21 protein-coding genes are annotated in these 19,484 nt (G+C 71.9%); 15 read left to right on the forward strand and 6 right to left on the reverse strand.

The window, feature by feature from the left end; genetic code table 11:
* Nucleotides 1-13 precede the first annotated feature (13 nt).
* From R3E98_17045 to R3E98_17070, 6 genes are read left to right on the forward strand one after another with little or no spacing between them, the layout of a single operon-like run.
* Nucleotides 14-760, forward strand: coding sequence for a glycosyltransferase family 2 protein (locus tag R3E98_17045; GenBank protein MEZ4425106.1), 747 nt, complete (start codon nucleotides 14-16; stop codon nucleotides 758-760).
* On the forward strand, nucleotides 757-1,593 hold the full coding sequence (locus tag R3E98_17050; GenBank protein ID MEZ4425107.1) for a DUF3108 domain-containing protein: 837 nt from the start codon (nucleotides 757-759) through the stop codon (nucleotides 1,591-1,593). Before R3E98_17045 ends, R3E98_17050 begins: the two co-directional genes overlap by 4 nt.
* A gap of 15 nt (nucleotides 1,594-1,608) precedes the next feature.
* Nucleotides 1,609-2,160 (forward strand): isoprenylcysteine carboxylmethyltransferase family protein, encoded by a 552-nt coding sequence (locus tag R3E98_17055; protein ID MEZ4425108.1) that lies wholly within the window; start codon nucleotides 1,609-1,611, stop codon nucleotides 2,158-2,160.
* A gap of 7 nt (nucleotides 2,161-2,167) precedes the next feature.
* Nucleotides 2,168-3,415 carry a glycosyltransferase N-terminal domain-containing protein gene (locus tag R3E98_17060; protein ID MEZ4425109.1) on the forward strand — a complete coding sequence of 416 codons (1,248 nt, stop codon included), beginning with the start codon at nucleotides 2,168-2,170 and terminating at the stop codon, nucleotides 3,413-3,415.
* Nucleotides 3,412-3,945: an RsmD family RNA methyltransferase gene (locus R3E98_17065; protein ID MEZ4425110.1), complete on the forward strand. Its 534-nt coding sequence runs from the start codon at nucleotides 3,412-3,414 to the stop codon at nucleotides 3,943-3,945. Before R3E98_17060 ends, R3E98_17065 begins: the two co-directional genes overlap by 4 nt.
* A 4-nt stretch (nucleotides 3,946-3,949) precedes the next feature.
* On the forward strand, nucleotides 3,950-4,324 hold the full coding sequence (locus tag R3E98_17070) for a cupin domain-containing protein (protein ID MEZ4425111.1): 375 nt from the start codon (nucleotides 3,950-3,952) through the stop codon (nucleotides 4,322-4,324).
* 15 nt (nucleotides 4,325-4,339) lie between these two features.
* On the opposite strand, the gene R3E98_17075 is transcribed toward R3E98_17070, so the two are convergent.
* The 4 genes from R3E98_17075 to R3E98_17090 form a co-directional block, all read right to left on the reverse strand.
* Nucleotides 4,340-5,455: a glycosyltransferase family 9 protein gene (locus R3E98_17075; protein MEZ4425112.1), complete on the reverse strand. Its 1,116-nt coding sequence runs from the start codon at nucleotides 5,453-5,455 to the stop codon at nucleotides 4,340-4,342.
* Nucleotides 5,452-5,856, reverse strand: a complete 405-nt coding sequence (locus tag R3E98_17080; GenBank protein ID MEZ4425113.1) for a hypothetical protein — start codon at nucleotides 5,854-5,856, stop codon at nucleotides 5,452-5,454. Before R3E98_17080 ends, R3E98_17075 begins: the two co-directional genes overlap by 4 nt.
* Before the next feature lie 41 nt (nucleotides 5,857-5,897).
* Nucleotides 5,898-7,490 (reverse strand): hydantoinase B/oxoprolinase family protein, encoded by a 1,593-nt coding sequence (locus tag R3E98_17085; protein MEZ4425114.1) that lies wholly within the window; start codon nucleotides 7,488-7,490, stop codon nucleotides 5,898-5,900.
* A gap of 105 nt (nucleotides 7,491-7,595) precedes the next feature.
* Nucleotides 7,596-9,386, reverse strand: coding sequence for a hypothetical protein (locus R3E98_17090; protein ID MEZ4425115.1), 1,791 nt, complete (start codon nucleotides 9,384-9,386; stop codon nucleotides 7,596-7,598).
* Between R3E98_17090 and R3E98_17095 the strand changes: the two genes are divergently transcribed.
* The 9 genes from R3E98_17095 to R3E98_17135 all read left to right on the forward strand — a co-directional run bounded on the left by R3E98_17095 (nucleotide 9,331) and on the right by R3E98_17135 (nucleotide 18,214).
* Complete coding sequence (locus R3E98_17095; protein ID MEZ4425116.1) at nucleotides 9,331-10,140, forward strand: hypothetical protein; 810 nt, start codon at nucleotides 9,331-9,333, stop codon at nucleotides 10,138-10,140. The genes R3E98_17090 and R3E98_17095 overlap by 56 nt on opposite strands.
* Before the next feature lie 131 nt (nucleotides 10,141-10,271).
* Complete coding sequence (locus tag R3E98_17100) at nucleotides 10,272-11,369, forward strand: tetratricopeptide repeat protein (GenBank protein ID MEZ4425117.1); 1,098 nt, start codon at nucleotides 10,272-10,274, stop codon at nucleotides 11,367-11,369.
* 55 nt (nucleotides 11,370-11,424) lie between these two features.
* Nucleotides 11,425-12,285, forward strand: a complete 861-nt coding sequence (locus R3E98_17105) for a zinc ribbon domain-containing protein (protein ID MEZ4425118.1) — start codon at nucleotides 11,425-11,427, stop codon at nucleotides 12,283-12,285.
* Nucleotides 12,282-12,692 (forward strand): hypothetical protein, encoded by a 411-nt coding sequence (locus tag R3E98_17110; protein ID MEZ4425119.1) that lies wholly within the window; start codon nucleotides 12,282-12,284, stop codon nucleotides 12,690-12,692. Before R3E98_17105 ends, R3E98_17110 begins: the two co-directional genes overlap by 4 nt.
* Nucleotide 12,693: 1 nt before the next feature.
* The gene (locus tag R3E98_17115) at nucleotides 12,694-13,746 is read left to right on the forward strand and encodes an isocitrate/isopropylmalate dehydrogenase family protein (protein MEZ4425120.1); all 1,053 of its coding nucleotides are present in this window, start codon (nucleotides 12,694-12,696) and stop codon (nucleotides 13,744-13,746) included.
* 46 nt (nucleotides 13,747-13,792) lie between these two features.
* Complete coding sequence (locus R3E98_17120) at nucleotides 13,793-15,031, forward strand: hypothetical protein (GenBank protein MEZ4425121.1); 1,239 nt, start codon at nucleotides 13,793-13,795, stop codon at nucleotides 15,029-15,031.
* Nucleotides 15,032-15,174: 143 nt separating this feature from the next.
* Nucleotides 15,175-16,380, forward strand: a complete 1,206-nt coding sequence (locus R3E98_17125; protein MEZ4425122.1) for an acetyl-CoA C-acyltransferase — start codon at nucleotides 15,175-15,177, stop codon at nucleotides 16,378-16,380.
* Between the two features lie 16 nt (nucleotides 16,381-16,396).
* Nucleotides 16,397-17,266 carry a hypothetical protein gene (locus R3E98_17130; protein ID MEZ4425123.1) on the forward strand — a complete coding sequence of 290 codons (870 nt, stop codon included), beginning with the start codon at nucleotides 16,397-16,399 and terminating at the stop codon, nucleotides 17,264-17,266.
* Between the two features lie 69 nt (nucleotides 17,267-17,335).
* Complete coding sequence (locus tag R3E98_17135; protein ID MEZ4425124.1) at nucleotides 17,336-18,214, forward strand: 3-hydroxybutyryl-CoA dehydrogenase; 879 nt, start codon at nucleotides 17,336-17,338, stop codon at nucleotides 18,212-18,214.
* A 106-nt stretch (nucleotides 18,215-18,320) separates the two neighbouring features.
* On the opposite strand, the gene rpsU is transcribed toward R3E98_17135, so the two are convergent.
* A complete protein-coding gene (gene rpsU / locus R3E98_17140; GenBank protein MEZ4425125.1) occupies nucleotides 18,321-18,524 on the reverse strand; it encodes a 30S ribosomal protein S21 in 204 nt (67 codons plus the stop codon).
* Between the two features lie 151 nt (nucleotides 18,525-18,675).
* On the reverse strand, nucleotides 18,676-19,260 hold the full coding sequence (locus R3E98_17145; GenBank protein ID MEZ4425126.1) for a hypothetical protein: 585 nt from the start codon (nucleotides 19,258-19,260) through the stop codon (nucleotides 18,676-18,678).
* Nucleotides 19,261-19,484 lie beyond the last annotated feature (224 nt).

The following is a 19,484-nucleotide window of genomic DNA, read 5'->3' on the forward strand; positions in this document are numbered from 1 at the left end:
CCGGATCCTCCCCATGATCTACATCTGCATCCCGGCCCACGACGAAGCGCGCACCCTGGGTGTGCTGTTGTGGAAGATCCGGAAGGTCATGCGGGAGTTCGGCCGGGACTACCGCATCCTGGTCCACGACGACGGGTCCCGGGACGGCACCGCGGAGCTGCTGGGCCGCTACGCGCGCGTGGTCCCGCTGGACATCGAGCGTTCCTCGAGCGCCCGCGGCTACGGCGCGACGTTGCACGCCCTGCTCGAGCGGGCGGCGGAGGTGTCGCCCTACCCGAAACGGGACGTGGTGGTCACGCTGCAGGCCGACTTCACCGAGAGCCCCGACGCCATCGTCCCCATGGTCAAGGCCATCGAAGGGGGCGCCGATCTCGTCTGCGGCACGGTGACCGAGGACCGGGGCCGGACGCGCGGAGAGCGCTTCACGCGCTGGGCCGCGGGCCGACTCCTGGGCTCCTCGCTCCGCGACGCACCCGTGCCCGATCCCTTCTGTGGCCTCCGGGCCTTCCGGGTGATCGTGCTCAAGAAGGCGCTTCGCTCCGGGCAGTTCACGCCCCTGGCGCCCCTCTCCGGACCGGCCGTCAACCTGGAGGTCCTGCGCTCGCTGTCGCCCTTCGCCCGACGCCTCGTGGAGAGCCCCGTCGTGGAGCGGGGGGATCTGCGCCAGCGTCCGTCCCGGCTCCGGGTCCTGTCGGCCCTGCGCTCGTTCGGACGGATCCGGGGTCGCGTCTGGACGGTCGGGGTCGAGGACGCCGCGTGAGGCGCCTTGCGCAGGCGGCGCTGTGGATGGTCGTGGCCGCGCTTCCGGTCCCGGCCCAGGCCCAGTCCGAAGCCCAGGCCAACGGCGCGGGAGACCAGCCGCTGAACTGGCCGCGCACCCTGGTGGAGATGCCCTGGGGACCGGGGGAGCGGCTGGGCTACAAGCTCAAGTTCGGCTGGTTCAACGCCGGGCGGGGCACCATGTCCGTCGAGGGCGTCGAGAACGTGCGCGGCAAGGCCGCCTACCACATCCGCTGGACGCTGGACGGTGGGCTACTGGGCGCCGAGGTCCACGATCGCTACAGCTCGTACGTGGACGTGGAGAACATCACCAGCCGCCGCTTCATCCAGGACATCCACGAGGTCAACTACAAGCGGCACCGCGAGTACGAGATCTACCCGGAGGAGCAGCGCTGGGAGCGGATGGACAACGACGATGCCGAGACCATGCAGGCCACGCTGCCGCTGGACGACATCTCCTTCGTCTACTTCGTGCGCTCGCTGCCCCTCCAGGTCGGGGACGTGGACACGATCCCGCGCTACTTCAAGGACAGCGGGAATCCCGTCATCGTGCGGGTCCTGCGCACCGAGACCATCGAGGTGCCGGCCGGCACCTTCGAGACCGTGGTGGTGCAGCCGCTCATCCGGACCTCCGGGCTGTTCGGGGAGGGAGGCAAGGCGGAGCTGCACTTCACGAACGACGAGCGCCGCATCCTGGTCTACATGAAGTCGGATCTCACGATCGGGTCGTTGAGCCTGCATCTCGAGTCCATCGAGGAGGGCACGCCGATCACGCAGGAGTTCCTGCGCGCGCAACGCCTCCGCATCCGGTAGGAGGAGACGCGCCCCGTGCGTCTGTCGCTGCGCAAGATCCGCCTCCGGCTGGTCTGGCTCCTGATCCTGCCCTTCCTGTGGTTCGCCGCGCCCACCCCGGCCCTCCTGGCTACCGGCGCCGCCGTGGCACTCGTGGGACTGGCCATCCGCGCCTGGGCGGCGGGCTACATCCACAAGGAGATGGAGCTCGCCACCGACGGGCCCTACGCGCACGTCCGCAACCCGCTCTACGTCGGCTCGCTCCTGGTGGGCCTGGGCGTCACGGTCGCGGGCGGTCAGTGGGTGTTCGTCGTCGCGTTCCTGCTGTTCTATGTCACGGTATACGGGCGCACGGCGCGGGGGGAGGCCGAGTTGCTCTCGGCCAAGTTCGGCGAACACTATCGCGCGTACGCTGCGCGCGTTCCGCTCTTCTGGCCGCGCCTGACGCCTGCCGCCGTCCCCGGGCCGCAGCCGCGGCCGCGCTTCACCGTGCGACGCTACTGGAAGAACCGGGAGTACGAGGCCGCCCTGGGGCTGCTGGCGGGCTTCCTGTTCCTGGCCGCCAAGCTGCTCTGGTGGCCGCGCTGAGCGCGCCGTGGGCCTGGGCTACGACGTCGCCTATCTGACCGCGGCCGTGCTGGCCAGCCCGGTGTGGGCCACCCGCATGCTCCGTACGGGCAAGTGGCGCACCGACTGGTCGGGGCGCTTCGGTCGGGGGGCCGCGCTGGCTCCCGATCCCCGGCCCACGGTGCTCGTGCACGGCGTGAGCGTCGGAGAGGTGGCCTCGGTGGCGCCGGTGCTCGCGGAGCTGGAGGCGCAGGGTCTGCGCCCCGCGATCGCCACGACCACCGATACGGGCGCGGCCCGGGCGGAGGCCCTGTACGGCAGCCGCATGCCGGTGCTGCGCTACCCGCTGGACGTCTCGGCGGCGGTCGCGCGCTTCCTGGACCGCACGCGGCCCGACGTCGTGGGGCTCGTCGAGCTGGAGGTCTGGCCGAACTTCGTGGCGGCCTGCACGGCGCGCGGGATCCCGGTTGCCGTGGTGTCGGGACGCCTGAGCGCCTCCAGCTTCGCGCGCTATCTGCGCGTGCGTCGACTCGTGGCCCCGACCTTCCGTCGGCTCGCCGCGGTGGGAGCGCAGACGGAGACCTACGCGGAGCGCTTCGTGGCGCTGGGCGTGCCCGAGGCGCGCGTGCGGGTGACGGACAGCACCAAGTGGGACGCCGCGCCCACCACCGTGGACGCTCAGGCCACGCGGGCCCTCGCGCTCGCGCTCGGGATCGACCGGTCCCGGCCGCTGGTCGTGGCCGGTTCGACCGGACCCGGCGAGGAGGCGCGCCTCCTCGCGGAGCTCCCGGCCGACCTGCCGTTGCTGATCGCGCCGCGCAAGCCGGAGCGCTTCGCCGAGGTGGCGGCGCTCGACCCGACCTTCGTACGACGCTCGCAAAGCCCCGACGGGACCGAACGCCCCCCGGGCAGCACCCGCATCCTGCTCGACTCCATGGGCGATCTCACCCACGCCTACGCCCTGGCGGACGTGGCCGTGGTCGGGCGCAGCTTCGTGGCGCTGGGCGGCTCCGATCCCATCGCGCCGGTCGCGCTGGGGCGCCCCGCCCTGATCGGCCCCTACCACGCCAACTTCGACGATGTGGTCGGCCATCTGGCCGGATCGGGCGCGCTGGTGGTGTCGGACCGGATCGTCGAGACGGTGCTGGGGTTCCTCGACGATCCCGAAGCCACCGCGACCGCGGTCGCGCGCGGGCGGGCGGTGATCGAGGCGCGCCGCGGCGCGGCCGGGCGCACCGCCGCGCTGCTGGGCTCGCTCGCCGGAGGGCGACCATGAGGATCGTGCAGGGTCGGTTCGCGAACCGGAGGCTGACGTCTCCCGGGGGACGGGTGCGTCCGACGGCCGAGACCGTACGCGACCGCTGGATCTCGCTGCTCGAGCCGCACCTGGAGGGCGCGCGGGTGCTGGATCTGTTCGCCGGCACGGGAGCGGTGGGTCTGGAGGCGCTCTCGCGTGGGGCGCGCTACGTGGACTTCGTCGAGAATGGCGCCGAAAGCCTGCACGCGCTCAAGGCCAACGTGGCGGCGCTCCGCGTGAAGGACCGGGCGCGCATCTTCAAGCGGGACGCCATCCCGTTCGTGGAGGCGCTGCCGGAGGGGGCCTACGACATCGCCCTGGCGGATCCGCCCTACCTGTCCGCCAAGCTGCTGCGCATCGTGGAGCAGTGGCGGGCCGTGCCGTTCGCGCGCATCCTGAGCGTGGAGCACGCGGTCACGCAGGAGCTGCCGGTGCGTGGTCGCTTCGTGGACGTGGAGGATACGCGCATCACCGTGCTGCTGGCAGGCCGCCACTCGAACGGAGGCTGATCCGATGCCTGGACCCGTGGTGAACGCGCGCCAGACCGTCCAGTCGCTCCCCGACCTGTGGTCGCCGCGCGTGATCGCACGGGTGGCGGATCAGTACGTGAAGGTGGCGCGCGTGCACGGCGAGTTCGTCTGGCACGATCACGCGAACCAGGACGAGCTGTTCCACGTGCTCGAGGGCGAGCTCGTGATCGAGTTCGAGGACGGCTCCGTCACCCTGCGTCCCGGGGACGTGCACGTGGTGCCGGCCGGCGTGCGTCACCGGCCCGTTGCGCGGGAGGAGTGCTGGGTCATGCTGGTGGAGCCCGTGGAGACCGAGCACACCGGTGCCGAGCGCACGCCGCTCACGCGCAGCATCGACGAGCAGCTCGGGACCGGGTAGGCGCCGAGGCCCACGTTACGCCGGCTCAGCGCCGGCTCCGCCCTCCGCGAACGCCAACCGCCCTTTCGCCGCCTCCAGCACCTCGTGCGTGGTGACCATGTGCATGCACGTGAAGAGGCCGTTGCAGACCGGATTCCTCCAGCAGGGGGCGCAGTGGATGTCCTCGCGCAGGATGATGCCGCGCTCGGTGGGGGTGCTCTCGTAGGGGAGGGACGCCCCGAAGATGCAGACGGTGGGACGATCGAACGCCAGCGCGATGTGCGTCAGCCCCGTATCCACCCCGATCGCCAGGCGTGCCCCCCGCACGATGGCGGATGCCTGCCCCAGGCGCGTGCGTCCCACCAGGTCCCGCAGCGAGGAAGGACCCTGCGCCAGCAGGGGCTCGGCGGCCGCGCGGTCGGACGGCCCTCCCAGCAGGACCGAGGGCAGCCCCAGCGCGCGCTCCAGCCCGTGCGCGACCTCCGCCCAGCGCTCCGCGACCCAGTGCTTCTGCGGCCACGTCGTGAAGGGGATCAGCACCGCATACCCGTCCTGGAGCCCCTCGCTGCGGGCCCACTCGGCCGCGAAGCGGGCATCCTCGTCCGAGACGGCCACCTCCATCGCGAAGCCGTCGGTCTCCAGACCGAGGCAGCGCGCCAGCTCGTGGTACTGCGAGGAGACGCGGGAGAGGTCGGGGTCGAAGAAGTCGTAGTGCACCAGCCGGTCGGCAAACTCGCGCGACCCGACGCCGACACGGGTGCGCGCGCCGGAGATGAAGACCAGCGACGCGCTCTTGAGCAGGCCCTGCAGATCGATGGCCAGGTCGAAGTGTCGCTCGTGCAGCAGGCGGCGGAAGGCGCGCACCCGCCGCCACACCGCGAGCAGCCGTCCGCGCTTGAGCAGCGCCTTGAGCTCCTGGCGTGGCCAGACCAGCACCTCGTCCAGGAGCGGGTGGTGCTGGATCAGGTCCACCGTGTGCGGCTCCGCCACCCAGGTGATCCGCACGTCGGGGAAGGTGCGCTTGAAGGCGCGCACGAGCGGGGTGGCGAACACGACGTCGCCCCGGGCGCTCAATCGGACCAGGAGGACCGAGCGCGGCGGATCGGCGCGCAGGTCGGGCGCCCGACGGCGGGCCTCCGGGCTGCGCGTCACGAGGGAGCGGGGCCCGACTCCATCAGGTAGAGCGAAGGGCCGTCGTAGGTGCGCCCCTTGATGCGGATGCGGAAGCGGTAGGCGCCGGGCATCGGGAAGACGACGTCCTCCAGCGGCATGATGAGCCGGGTGCGTGGCGGTGGCTGGTGGGCCGGGCGCGCGTCGACGTCCGTGTGGCCGTCGACGGTCAGCGCGGGCTTCCCGTTCGGATCCTCGAGGTCGACGCGGAACGAGAAGCGTCCGTGGTCGTCGTGCGCCCATTCGATGGCCACCACCAGCGCCATCGTGTGCTGGGCCGGGAAACCGGGCGCGTAGAGATCGTTGAAGACGCCCTTGAGATCGAGCCGACCGAGCTCGTCGGTGCCCGCCTCATCGCAGACGAGGGCCAGTTGCAGTTGCATGACGCACGGGTTTGGGGGGCTGCGCGTGGGTTGGACCGGGTTCAGCCCGACTCCGGTCCGACGGCGTCCGAGGCGGGGCGGCCCCATCCGCCGCCGCCGGGCGACTCGATGCGGATGCGCTCTCCTGCCTGCACCCACAACGTAACCTTTCCGGGAAGCGCCTGGTCTCCGTCGGGACCCCCGCGGGTGTTGCGCCCCGGAGCGCCGTCGCGGCCGCCGCGGGCCCCGCCCGGTCCGCGCGTGCGGCGCTCCGTGAGCAGCGTCACCTGCGACTCGGCGAGGAGCTCGATGTCCCGCACCAGGCCGTCCCCGCCGCGGTGGAGCCCCTCCCCGCCGCTCCCGCGCCGCAATCCGTAGGCGTGCACCCGGAACGGGTAGGCGTGCTCGAGCGCCTCGACCGGCGTATTGAGCGAATTCGACATGTGCACGTGCACGCCCGACAGGCCGTCCGCGTCGGGGCCTGCGCCCATGCCGCCCCCGACGGTCTCGTAATAGGCGAACGGCTTCCCGGTCCGGGGATCGACGCCGCCCACGGTCAGGTTGTTCATGGTGCCCTGCGAGAGCGCGGGCATCCGGTCGGGCAGGGCCGCCGCGAACGCGCGCAGCAGGACGTCGGTGATCCGTTGGCTGGTCTCCACGTTGCCGGCCGCCACCGAGGCGGGAAGCCCTGCCGCCACGAGCGAGCGCTCCGGCAGCACGAGCGTCACCGCCTCCATGGATCCGCCTCCGGCGGGCAGCGGCTCGCCCAGCAGGTCCTCCACGACGCAGCGCACCACGTAGCGGACGGCAGAGGTCGTGATCGCGGCGACCGCGTTGACGCCGCCCGGCGCCTGGGGCGCCGAGCCCGTGAAGTCGACGGTGGCTCCGTCCGGGCCGATGCCCAGCCGGACGCGGATGGGCAGGGGTCCGCTGCCGAACCCGTCGTCCTCGATGAAGTCCTCGGCGTCCCACTGCCCGGCCGGGATGCGGGCCAGGCCCGTCCGGACCAGGCGATCCGCGTACGTGATGAGCGCGTCCATCGCGGCGAGCGTGGCCGCCGCGCCCCGTCCCGCGGCGATCTCCAGCAGACGGGTGGAGCCGGCATGAAGGGCGGCGAGCTGCGCGTCGAGGTCGCCTCCCCGCTCCTCGGGGGTGCGCACGTTGGCCAGCAGCAGCCGCCACAGATCCTCGTTGCGGCGACCGGCCACGTAGAGACGGACCGGCGGGATGCGCAGTCCCTCCTGCACGATCTCGCGCGCCAGAGGCATCGATCCGGGCGACATGCCGCCCACGTCGGAGTGGTGGGCCCGGGACGCCACGTAGCCCAGCGGCTGCCCCTCCGGCCCGAAGACGGCCTGGATGAGGGTCAGGTCGGGCAGATGGGTCCCCCCCTCGAACGGATCGTTGACCAGCGCGACGTCGCCCGGAGCCAGATCCCCCAGTGCCGCCAGAGCGGCGGCGACGCTCATGGGCATCGCCCCCAGATGCACGGGCATGTGGTCGCCGAGCGCCACCGGGCGCCCGTCGGGGGCGAACAGCGCGCACGAGTAGTCGCGCCGTTCTTTGATGTTCGGCGAGAAGGACGCGCGGCGCAGGGCCGCGCCCATCTCCTCCGCCAGAGCCGCGAAGAGGTGGCGGAAGATCTCCAGCGTCACCGGATCGGCGGGCCCGGCGGCTGGGTCGACGGACCGGTCCGAAGCCTGCATCTCAGGGATTTGCACTCAAGGGGCTCGCGAAGGTATCTTTAAGGTCTGTTGTGTTCATTCTTTCCCGGTCCGGTGCGCCGGACATCGGGAGTACGTCGGATGGAGGAGCGTGTGGCGGAAACCACCCTCGAAAGGGCTCGGAACGAGCTTTTCAGTCATATCAACCGTTGTGGCGTTCTGAACGCGGGCGAAGAAGATCAGCGCCAGTGGATGAACGAGACCATCGACTATCTCGGCGAGCGCTATCCGGATCTGACGGATACGGATCTCCGGGATCTCTATACCGTCGGCCTGCGTTTCTGCAAGCCGGTCCTGGTCAACGGCGCGCCCACGCGTGCCGAGGCCCGGGCGACTCCCGTGGACTCCGGGTCCAGCGCGGTAGCCACGGGCAACTGACCCGGACCGGACGCCTCGACGGCGTCCAGGTCGGAAGCGGGGGGCCGTGCCCGATCGGGCATGGGCCCCCGTACGACGCCGGCCCCCGGCGTCCGCCTCCCGTCCCTCGTTGCCGGCCGGCGCTGGCGACCTTTCCGTACGGCGCATAAGTTCGGCCCCGCGCGGCCGGGATTTCCCCCACTTCGACACCTCCGGGACGGGGGTTCGCCAGGGGGGACGGCCGCACCGAGGAGGACGGAGACCGCCTCGAGGTCTCCTCCGGGAGGGGCAGCGCAGCAGGCAGCGCGCCGCCGGATTCCGTTCAGCTTCTCCGCGCGCCGGCCCGGCCGGACCCGCGGGAAACGGGGGACTCTTGGCCAGCACGAAGCGGAGCACCGGGTCGCGGACCCGCGCAGGGACGACGCGGGGCAAGGCGTCCCCGACCAAGGCGAATGCCGCGAAGCGCCGTGCGGCGACGTCCGCCCGGGGCAAGGCAGGGAGCTCGAAGAAGAAGGCGTCCACGAAGAAGGCGTCGGCCAAGAAGGCGTCGGCCAAGAAAGCGTCGGCGAAGAAAGCGTCGGCCAAGAAGGCGAAGGGCCTGGCGGCGAAGAAGAAGACCGCCACCCGCACCCGGGCAGCCGGGAAGAGCAGCGGCAAGGCCGGGAAGGGCAGCACGAACACCGGGACCAGGCGCGGCGCCGGCAAGGCTGCCGGGAGCAAGGCGTCCCGGTCCGGGACCGCCCGGAAGAAGAGCACCAGCGCGAAGAGCACGAGAAAGAAGGCAGCGGGCTCCGCCCGCGCGGCAACCACCCGTAAAGCGACCGGCGCGAAGAAGAAGTCCAGCGTGAAGAAGACCTCGAGCCGGGCCTCGGCGAAGGCCGCCTCCTCCCGGAGCGGAGCCAGCAAGAAGGCCTCCGCCGCCGGCACGACCCGGAGCAAGGCCACCGCCAAGAAGGCCGCTCCCAAGAAGGCCGCTCCCAAGAAGGCCGCTCCCAAGAAGGCCGCCTCGAAGAAGGCCGCCTCGAAGAAGGCCGCTCCCAAGAAGTCCGGGGCCGGGAAGGCTGCGGCCTCGAAGGCTGCGACCGCGAAGAAGGCGACGAAGTCCGCCGGGGCGTCCAGGGGCGCGACCCGGAAGGCGACCGCCGGGAAGGCGCCCGCCGGAGCCAAGGCCACCTCGGCCAAGGGCCGCCCGAAGTCCTCCGCGGCGCCCAAGGCTGCCGCGGCCTCCCGGGCCCCGGACACGAAGGAGGCGCCCGGGAAGTCGGCCGCGAAGACGGCGACGCCGAAGAAGGCGACGTCCGCGGCGAAGAAGAAGGCGGCACCGAAGAAGACCGACGCTGCCGTGGCCCCCGAGGCCTCCGCCGAGGCACCGAAGGCCGCAGGCCGCCGCCCGGCTCCGAAGAAGGAGGCTTCCGTGCAGGAGGCTCCGGCCAAGGAGCCGACGAAGAAGACGGCGGCCCCGAAGACCAAGGCCTCCCCGAAGGCCGAGGCTGGCGCGCAGGAGACCGCCCCGGCGGAGTCCACGGCCACGGAGTCGACGACAGACGCCGCCGCTCCGAAGCGCCGCTCCCGGGCCAAGGCGGCGGAGTCCAAGGCCGAGCCCACGCCTGCCGCCGCGGCCGAGCCCGCCGCCTCGGCCGTTCCAGCCGAAGCCGCTGCGCCGCCGGCGAAGGCCGACGCCCCGGCGCCCGCGCCGGCAGCGCGTCCCGCCAAGACCCGGAAGTCCCGGCCCTCCGCGGCGGCCCGCAAGCGGGCGGCGCTCCTCCTGGAGGCGGACGAGCCGACCGAGCCGGTGCGCAAGCCGCGCAAGAAGCTCCGCGCCGCGCCGAAGCCCGCCAAGACGCCACCCGTGCCCAAGCACGTGCGCGTCGCGGATCAGCCATCGAGGACCGGCGCGCTCCCGCTCCAGACCAACGACGAGATCCTGGACGAATACTACCGCGGCGTCCGGCTGCGCTCGCCGATGGGTGGATATCTCGACATGATCGGGTCGCGGGGCTTCGATGACGGATCGGCTGCCGTGATCTTCGAGTGCACCACCTCCTCGCTCCGGTTCGAGCTGGGGATTCCGGCCGCCACGCCCGCAGAGCAGGCGGAGGTGACCGCGCAGACGGAGGTGGTGGACAATCCGGTCTGCCCGCGGTGCGGCCCCACACGGCCGCTGGTCCTTTCGGGGCCGCGCTGGGCGTGCCGGTGCGGCGTCGCGTTCACGGAAACCAGGTGATCCGCCGGCGCATGTCGGCGTCCCGCCGCGTGCTGGTCGCTCCCCGGAGCGGCCGTTAGATTGCGCGCGCGAGGCCCGGCCTGGGCGCCGGGGGTGCCGTGATGCCGGGGCCTGCCCCGGAAGACGGGTCCATGTCCGACCAGTTCCTCAGCTCCGAAGACTACGACGAGCGAGCCCATCGCCTCTACAATGAAGGCGACTACGAGGGCGCGCTCGAGTTGCTCAAAGAAGGTCTCTCCATCTATCCGGGCGCGGTCGACCTCTACGTCGGCCTCGGCTACGCCCGGCTCGCCCGCGAGGAGTTCGCCTGGGCCCGCCAGGCCTTCGAGCGGGCGCTCGTCCTCGACCCCACACACGAAGACGGACTCGTGGGCATGGGCGAGACCCTCCTGCGCTTCGGCCAGCGCGAGGCCGCGCTGCGCTACTTCCGCGCGGTCGAGCAGGTGGGGATGGGGCAGGATCTGGACCTGCTGCTCACCATGGGCCGGGCGCTGTACCGCGAGGCCATGTACGGGGAGGCGCGCGACTTCTTCGCGCGGGCCTGTGCCGTGCGTCCCCAGAACGCGGAGGCCGCCGCTTCGTTGGGCTACGCGCTCCACCGCCTGGGAGACGAGGTCGGCGCGGGACGCCAGATCCGCCGCGCGCTGCGCATCGATCCCGACGCCCACGAGGCGCGCATCTATCTCGGGCACCTGCTGTACGACCGCGGGGACTGGGAGGGCGCGCTGCGCGAGTTCGAACGGGTCCCTCCGCACGAGCACTGGGATTCGCTGGCCGTCTGGCGGCTCGTGGAGCTCAAGCGCGCGCTCTGGCATCTGGAGCCGGGAGACGTGCGGCTGGCGCCGTGGGAGCGACGGCTGGAGGAGCTCGAATCCTTCACCGATCCGATCGACCAGTTGCTGGCCGAGATCGAGAACGAGGCGCAGCGCGCCGAGAGCGAGCCTGATCCCCGGCAGCTGGAGCTGTTCGGCGCCGAGCGCAGCGCCCGTGAGCAGGCGGTCCACCATGTGCGCACCCCCGGCGGTCAGGTCCTCCGGGGCACGTGGCGCGAGATCGTCACGCAGATGCGCGACCAGGCAGGGTTCGGACACGAGACCGTGACGCAGTACATGCGTCGCCTCGCCGAACGCTGGCACGAACAGCTCGGGGTCGACATCCCCTTCAACGATCCCCGTAACTTCCTGCGCGCGGCGATCGACGCCGGGATCATGCGGCTCGAAGAGCCGTGATCGCCTCACCTCCATCCCGCCTCCACCCATGACGACACCGAGTGCCCCCCCACCGGTGGAGCGCTTCCACCGCGTCCTGGTGGACGAGATCGCGCGCCGACGTCCGGACTACCTGCGCCGCCCCTTCACGGTTGCCGAGATCTACCAGACGCTGGTCCCCTATCGCAGTCATCGGGAAGTGCTGGGGGTCCAGATGAACGGGGACTACGAAGATGCCCTCCTGCGGCTCCTGGCGGGTGCCGGGGAGCTCGTGCATCTGCAGTCGGAGCCGGCCCTGGGTGAGCTCCGGCGCGAGCTGGAATCGCGGAACCCCAATACCGGGCTGTTCCGCGAGTTCGCCGCGGCAGAGGTGCGGCTGAACCCGGACCGGCTCCCCTCCGACGTGCGCGCGCGCGCGGCGGACACCGGCGCGATGCCCGCCTCGAACCCCGCGTTCGCGTCGGACGCCGCGTCGCCGGAGTCCCCCGCGCGCACGGAGTACCACCCGCCGCTCGAGCACCAGGCGCCCCGGGAGCCTCGAGCGACCTGGGAGTACCCGGCCCGCCGGGAGTCCCAGGCGGCTCCGGAGCACCCCGCGCCCCTGGAGCTCCACCCACCCGCTCCGCCCCCGTCCGGCTCCTCCCCCGCGCCGGCCGGGAACGGTACCGCGTCCGACTTCCTGGAGGCGGACATCACCCCCGTCGAGCCGACCGCTCAGGCGAACCCGACCCCGGCGCCCCCGGATCCCGGGTCCGCGGCCGGCTCCTGCGGTTGGTGCCAGGGTGTCCTCCCCGACCGGACCGGCGTCAACTTCTGTCCGCACTGCGGTCGCAGCGCGCGCCTCAAGCCCTGCGCTGCCTGCGGAGACGAGATGGAGCTGGGCTGGCGCTACTGCGTCCGCTGCGGCGCCGACGCGGGGACGGCGGCAACCGGGTGATCCGGCGGCGGCTCCTGGCCCCCGCTCGCGCCGTCCTCCTGCTCGCGGTCCTTCTGCCGGCGTGCACGGAGGGCGGGCCCGCGCCCGAGGACTCCGACCCGGTGGTGTTGCTCGGCGGACGGGGCTCCGAGGAGCACGTGCTCCCCGAGCGCCTGGTCGTCCCCGGGGGGGCCCGCGTCCGCTTCACCACCGTGGATCGCCGCGTCCACACCATCCGCTTCCTGCTGGACGAGCTTCCCGAGCCCGCGCGCCGTTTCCTGGAGGAGACCGGCCAGGACGCGAGCCCACCGCTCCTCGAGCGCGGGACGGTCTTCGAGGTCTGGTTCCGGGATGCGCCCCGGGGCTTCTATCCCTATCTCGCCGAGGGGCACGGGGCCCCCGTGCGAGGCGTCATCGTCGTGGAGTGACATGAAGAACGTCGCGATCATCCCGGGAGACGGGATCGGAGCCGAGGTGGTGCGGGAGGCGCTCAAGGTCCTGGAGGCGGCCCGCACCCGCTTCGGCGGCGATCTTGCGATCCGCGAGTGGGACCTGGGCGCGGAGCGCTATCTGCGCGACGGCGTGACCATCACGGACGAGGAGTTCGCGACCCTGGCGCAGGCGGACGGGATCCTCCTGGGCGCCATGGGGGACCCCCGGGTCCCGAGCAACGTCCACGCCCGGGACATCCTGCTCGGGCTGCGCTTCCGGCTGGACCTCTACGTCAACTACCGGCCCTCCTTCCTGCTCCACCCCTCCCTGTGCCCGCTCAAGGGATTCGAGGAGCGCCCCATCCGGATCGAGATCTTCCGGGAGAATACCGAAGATCTCTATGTGGACCTGGGGGGCCGCTTCCGGCAGGGGACTCCCCACGAGGTGGCCCTCCAGGAGTCCATCCACACCTGGCACGGAGTGGAACGGATCGTGCGTGCCGCGTTCGAGCACGCACAGGCCCGCGGGCGCGGTCGGGTCACGTTGGTGGACAAAGCCAATGCGATGCCGTCCGCCGGCGGACTGTGGCGGCGGGTCTTCCGTGAGGTCGGGGAAGAGTTTACCGGAATCGACCGGGACATGATGTACGTGGACGCCGTGGCCATGGATCTGGTCCGTCGCCCGGATCGGTACGAGGTCCTCGTGACCTCCAACCTCTTCGGCGACATCCTGAGCGACCTGGCCGCCGGCATCACGGGGGGCCTCGGCCTCGCCCCGTCCGCGAACGTCCATCCGGGTCGGATCGGCCTCTTCGAGCCGGTGCACGGATCGGCCCCCGACATCGTGGGGCAGGGCGTGGCCAACCCTCTGGGCGCCATCCGCTCCGCCGCCCTGCTGTGTGAGCACCTCGGCCTGATCGAGGTGGCGGAGGTCATGGAGACCGCCGCGCGTGCATCGTTGGCGGAGGGAGTGACGACGCCCGACCTGGGCGGCTCCTCCTCCACCGCGCAGGTGGGTGACTGGATCACGGAGCGGGTCGAGGCCGGCTGACCGCCGGGGAGATACACGGGTGACGCGCACGAGCGTTGGACACAGCATGATCGGGCAGATCCTCCAGAGCTTCGGGCGGATCACCGAGAAGGACGTCGAGGCCGCTCTCGAGTACCAGAAGGACCGGGGCGGCTATTTCGGCGAGGCGCTGCTGGCGCTCGGGTTGGTGACCCGGGAGGAGCTGGACTGGGGCCTCGCCTCGCAGTTCGACATCCCGTACGTCTTCCCCGACCCGTCTTCCGTGGACGTCGAGGCCGCCCGGCTGGTCACGGCCGAATGGGCGATCCGCCACCTGGCCCTTCCGGTCATGCGTACCGTGGACACGCTGCACGTGGTGGTGGAGTCCCCGGCCTGGTCGGACTCCCTGGAGGAGCTCGAGACCCGGACCGGCCTCAAGGTGGAGCTGGGGTTGTCCTCCTCCACCAAGATCCGCGAGCTGATCTCGCGGGTCTTCGACGACAGCGAGGCCGAGGTGCCGGTCGTGGCGCTGGAGCCCGCGACCGTCGAGGACCTGGTCGCCGTGGCGCTGTCCACCCGCGCGACCTGCCTGGGCCTGTCCGTCCGCAAGGGATCGGTCACGGGCTGGTACGAGACCCAGAAGGGTCGCATCGACCGCATGCCCATGACGGCCGATTCCCGCGAAGCCCTCGACCGACTCCTGGCTCCGGCTCCGGCCGCCGTACCCGAGCCCGGCAGCCATCAGTGGCGGGGGCGGCTCTCCGCCGGCGACGAGCTGGTGGACGTCGACGTCCACCGGTTGGTGGCCGACAGCGGAGAGGAGTACGTCTTCCGGGTCGACATGGACGCGCCACGCATCACCGCTCCCGATCGCTCGGTGGTGTCGGAGCTGCGACTCCTCGTGGCGTCCGGCGTCGGTCAGTTCCTCTTCGGCTGTGACGATGCGGCGGTGGCTGCCCGGGTGCTGCACCGGCTTCCCGAGCTCACGCTCGAGGGACCTGTGCGCGCCGTGGCCGTGAGCGACCGCCCGGTCGACGAAGCCGACGACCTCTTCGTCCAGGTGGTCCCGCCCGGTGAGCCCGGCCGCACCAAGGCCCTGCAGGCGCTCCGGTCCTTCCGCTTCGAAGCGGCCACCGTCTCCCTGGACGGCGACCTCGCGGAGTGGTGGGCGAACGCCTCGCAGATCGCGCCCGTGCTGTTCGTCCTTCCTCGCGACGGGGTCCAGCGCCAGCGGGCCATGGACGAGGGCCTGGTCTGGGAGATCCGCGTGCGCGCCGCCTCGGACGGCATGCTGGACTGGTCGCTGGATACGCCCTCCGCGCCCTGAGTTCCGCGGTCCCGGGACCGCGTTCTTCCTCCGCTCCCGCACGCGTTCGTCGGTGAACGCAGCGGCGTGGCGGGGGTACGCCCCAGCCTGCCGTTCTCCCGCCGTCCGTCCGGTCGGCGTCGAATCAAGCCTACGGAGGTTGGATGGGGACCCAGGGTCAGGATCGTGACGTCGTCTTTCTGTCCGGCAAGCGCACCGGCTTCGGTGCGTTCGGGGGAAGCCTGAAGGACCTGAGCGCCACCCAGCTGGGTGTGGTCTCGGGTCGGGCCGCCCTCGAGGCCGCCGGCGTCGATCCCGCGCAGGTCGGTCACGTCGTCTACGGCAACGCGCTGCAGACGTCGGCCGATGCCATCTATCTGGCCCGTCACGTCGGCCTCGGGTGCGGCGTGCCCGAGCAGACCCCCGCCCTGACCGTCAACCGACTCTGCGGCTCCGGCTTCCAGGCCATCGTGTCGGGCGCGCAGGAGATCCTGCTGGGGCAGGCGGACGTGGCGCTGTGCGGCGGCACCGAGTCCATGAGCCAGGCGCCGCACGTGGTGCGTGGGGCGCGGTGGGGGCAGCTCCGCCTGGGCGACCCCGCCCGCTACTTCGAGGACGCGCTGTGGGCCGCGCTGCTCGATTCCAACTGCGGCCTGACCATGGCGCAGACGGCCGAGGAGCTGGGCGACCGGTATGGGGTCACCCGCGAAGCCTCCGACGAGGTGGCGTTGCGCTCGCAGCAGCGCGCCAAGGCCGCGTGGGACGCCGGCCACTTCGCGGCGGAGATCGCGCCGGTGCCGCTCAAGACCCGGAAGGGCACGGTCGAATACGCCGCCGACGAGCACATGCGGCCCGACACGACCCTGGAGGCCCTGAGCTCACTCAAGCCCTACTTCCGCGAGGGCGGGTTTGTCACGGCCGGCAACGCGTCCGGGATCGGGGACGGCTCCGCCTCCACCGTCATCGCGGACGCCCGCTGGGCGGAGAGCCAGGGCCTGGAGCCGATCGGGCGGCTCGTCTCCTGGTCGTTCGTGGGCGTGGAGCCCCGCATCATGGGCATCGGCCCCGCGCCGGCGTCGCGGCAGGCCCTGGAGCGCGCCGGCCTCACGCTGGACGACATGGACCTGGTCGAGATCAACGAGGCCTTCGCTCCCCAGTACTGTGCGGTGGAGAAGGACCTCGGCCTCGACCCCGGGAAGACGAACGTGAACGGGGGCGCGATCGCCATCACGCACCCGCTCGCGGCCTCCGGCGCCCGCATCACCCTCCACCTGCTGCACGAGCTGCGGAGGCGGGGAGGCCGCTACGGGCTCGGCGCCGCCTGCATCGGCGGGGGACAGGGCGGGGCGGTGGTGGTCGAGGCGTTCTGAGCCGGGTGCACCGGGGATGGCCGAGCGCGGACTGGTTCCGGACGACCGCGGGAGGGGCCTGAGTCGGCACCAGTTCGAAGAGGTGATCCGGCGGGCCGCCGAGCTGGCGGCCCGGGAGCCCGACGCGGGAAGCCGTCTCTCCGAGGCCGAGCTGTTCCGGATCGCCGGCGAGGTGGGGCTGCCGGAGGAGCACGTGCGCCTCGCGCTGGCGGAGGTACGCTCCCCTCCGCTGCCTCGGTCCGGGCTTCCCGCCCTGGTGGCCGGGCCCTGGGTGCGCGTCTCACGGGTCGTCCCGGGCACCCGCGCCGAGCTGGCCGCCACGATCGACCGCTTCCTGGTGGGCGGGCGGCTGCTGCAGCCGGTGCGCAAAGGCACGGACCAGATGGTCTACTGGCCGGCCAAGGACTGGGCGTCCCAGATTGCGCGGGCCGCCTCGGCGACCGGGAAGCGGTACTACATCGCGTCGGCCAAGCGGGTGGAGGTCTTCCTGGAGCCCGTGCGGGACGATGCCGTGGCGGTGGAGTTCGCCGTCGATCCGGGGCTGCACTCGGAGAACCTGGCCGGTGCCATCCTGGGCGGGCTGGGCGGAGGAGGGGGCGCGGGCGTCGGCGTCGCCTTCGCGGTCGCCACGGCCGCGCCGTTGGCCCTGGGCGTGGCGGCCGGCGTCGCGGTGGGAGCGCTCGTGGCGGGCGGAATCGCCCACGCGGTCGGCGTCTCCTACCACAGCCAATTGGAGCGGGTGCGGCTCGAGGTGGAGGGCGTGCTGGACGCGCTCGAGCGGCGTGAGCCACTGGAGCCTCCGCCGCCCTCGTGGCGCCGCTGGGTGTCGCGCCATTTCGGGGGCATCGCGAAGGACCTGGGCTTCGAAGAAGAATCCGAACGTTGATTCTGCACGCACCTGTGCGTGCCCTGGACACGCCGGTCTTCCGGCCGGCATCGTGAAAGGAGCAGTGGCTTGGAGATCAAGAAGGTAGGCGTCGTCGGGTGTGGGCTCATGGGCAGCGGCATCGCCGAGATCAGCGCCAAGGCGGGGCTGGACGTGGTCGTGCGCGAAGTAGACGCGGACGCGCTCGCCGCCGGACGGAAGCGCATCGAGAAGTCGCTGGCCAAGGCGGTGGAGAAGGAGAAGATGACGGCCGAGGAGCGCGACGCCGCGCAGGGCCGCCTCACCTGGACCACGGAGCTCGCCGACCTGGCGTCCTGCGACCTCGTGATCGAGGCCATCGTGGAGAGCCTGGAGGCCAAGAACGAGCTGTTCGGCACGCTGGACGGGCTCTGCGGGCCCGACACCATCTTCGCGTCCAATACCAGCTCGCTCACGATCACGGACATGGCCGCGGCCACGTCCCGTCCCGACCGCGTGGTCGGGCTCCACTTCTTCAATCCGGTGCCGGTGATGAAGCTGGTGGAGGTCGTGCGGACCATCGTCACCAGCGAACAGACCTTCGAGCGCGCCTTCGCCTATGCGCGTGCGGTGGGCAAGGTGCCGATCGCGGCCAAGGACAACTCGGGCTTCGTGGTCAACCTGCTGCTGGTGCCGTACATGCTGGACGCCATCCGCCAGCTCGAGCGCGGCGTGGCCAGCATCCAGGACATCGACACCGGCATGGTGCTGGGCTGCGGCTACCCGATGGGGCCCTTCACGCTGTGCGACTTCGTGGGGATCGACACGCTCTACCGGATCTCCGAGATCATGTTCGAGGAGTACCGCGAGGAGCGGTATGCCCCACCCCCCCTGCTGAAGCGCATCGTGGCCATGGGGCGCTACGGCCGGAAGACCGGGAAGGGGTTCTACGACTGGTCGGGCGAGAAGCCGGTGCCGCTGCCGATCTAGGCGTCACGCCGGGGCGGTCGCCCCGGGTTGGAGCGGAGCCTACGGGCACGAAAACGGCCGGCCTCGCGGGTGCGAGGTCGGCCGTCCTACCCGCGGTGGGGGAAGGTCAGGTGCGCGGAGACGCGGAGCGGCGCTGGCGCCGGCGCTCGCGACGGATGGCGGCTTCCCGCTTCCGCTTGCGCTGCGCGCTGGGCTTCTCGTAGAAGCGGCGCTTCCTGAGCTCCGAGTAGAGACCGGAACGCTGCACCTTGCGCTTGAAGCGCCGCAGCGCGCGCTCGAGGCTCTCGTTGTCCTGAACGACGACTTCCAAGGGACCGCTCCCAAACCGGGGTCGAACGGATGTCCTGCCAGCAGGCAGAGAACCCGAAATATGGACTTCGGCCCGGGGGCAGGCAAGGCCCGGGCCGTGGCCCGCCGGCCCCTCCCGGGACCCGCTCGGCGGGGCCGGGCCATCCAGGCCCTCAGGGCAGCGGCCCCCCGTCGCGCAGCGCCGTGAGATAGGCCGCGTGCTCGTCCGGGTGCGCGCGCACGTCCTCCCGCCAGACCTCGAAGGGGGGCAGCGGGAGAAGGCGCTCCAGGTGTTCGACCACGGCCAGGGCGAACTGCAGCCGGTCCTTCATCCCGAACTCGACGGCCCGGCCCTCCAGGATCCGCTCCACCACCCGGTCGAAGTCGTCCGGGGTCATCAGCGCCACCAGATGCCCGACCTGGTCGATCCGGTAGGAGGCATAGCGCGAGCGGAGCTGTGCCTCCTCCTCCGCGTCGGGCGCCCGGGCCGAGGATTCGGCCTCCTCGGCGTTGCGGGTGAGCAGGTTCCGGAGCCAGCCCCGCGTCGGCCGCCGCTCGGCGGCAGCGCGGGCTTCCACCTCGAGGGCGGACTCGAAGAGCGCCCGGAGGAGTGGACGACCGAGGCCACGGGCTCGGCGGTCGATGTCGCGCTCGCTGGTCTCCAGGAAGAGCTCGGCGGTCTCCACCTCGCGCTCCTCCTCGGTGCTGCGGAACAGCAGATGACCCTTCCACCGGTGCGCGCCGGCACGCCAGGTCACCAGGAAGCACGCCCATCCTCGCCCATCATGGTCGAGGAATCCGAGGGACCGGACGTGCCGGGGCCGGAGCGGGTCCAAGCCGTCGCTGGGCATGATCCCTGCCTGTGTGCAGGCCGGCCTACGGGACGCGTGCGCAAGGTGGGTGAGGGCCCGGTCCGCAGCAAGCGACCACCGCAACCCGCGGTCCTTGCTCCGTCAGGAAACAGATTGTTATCCTGTGCGTC

Source organism: Gemmatimonadota bacterium, assembly GCA_041390125.1.
Classification (GTDB): Bacteria; Gemmatimonadota; Gemmatimonadetes; order Longimicrobiales; family Gaopeijiaceae; genus JAGQIF01.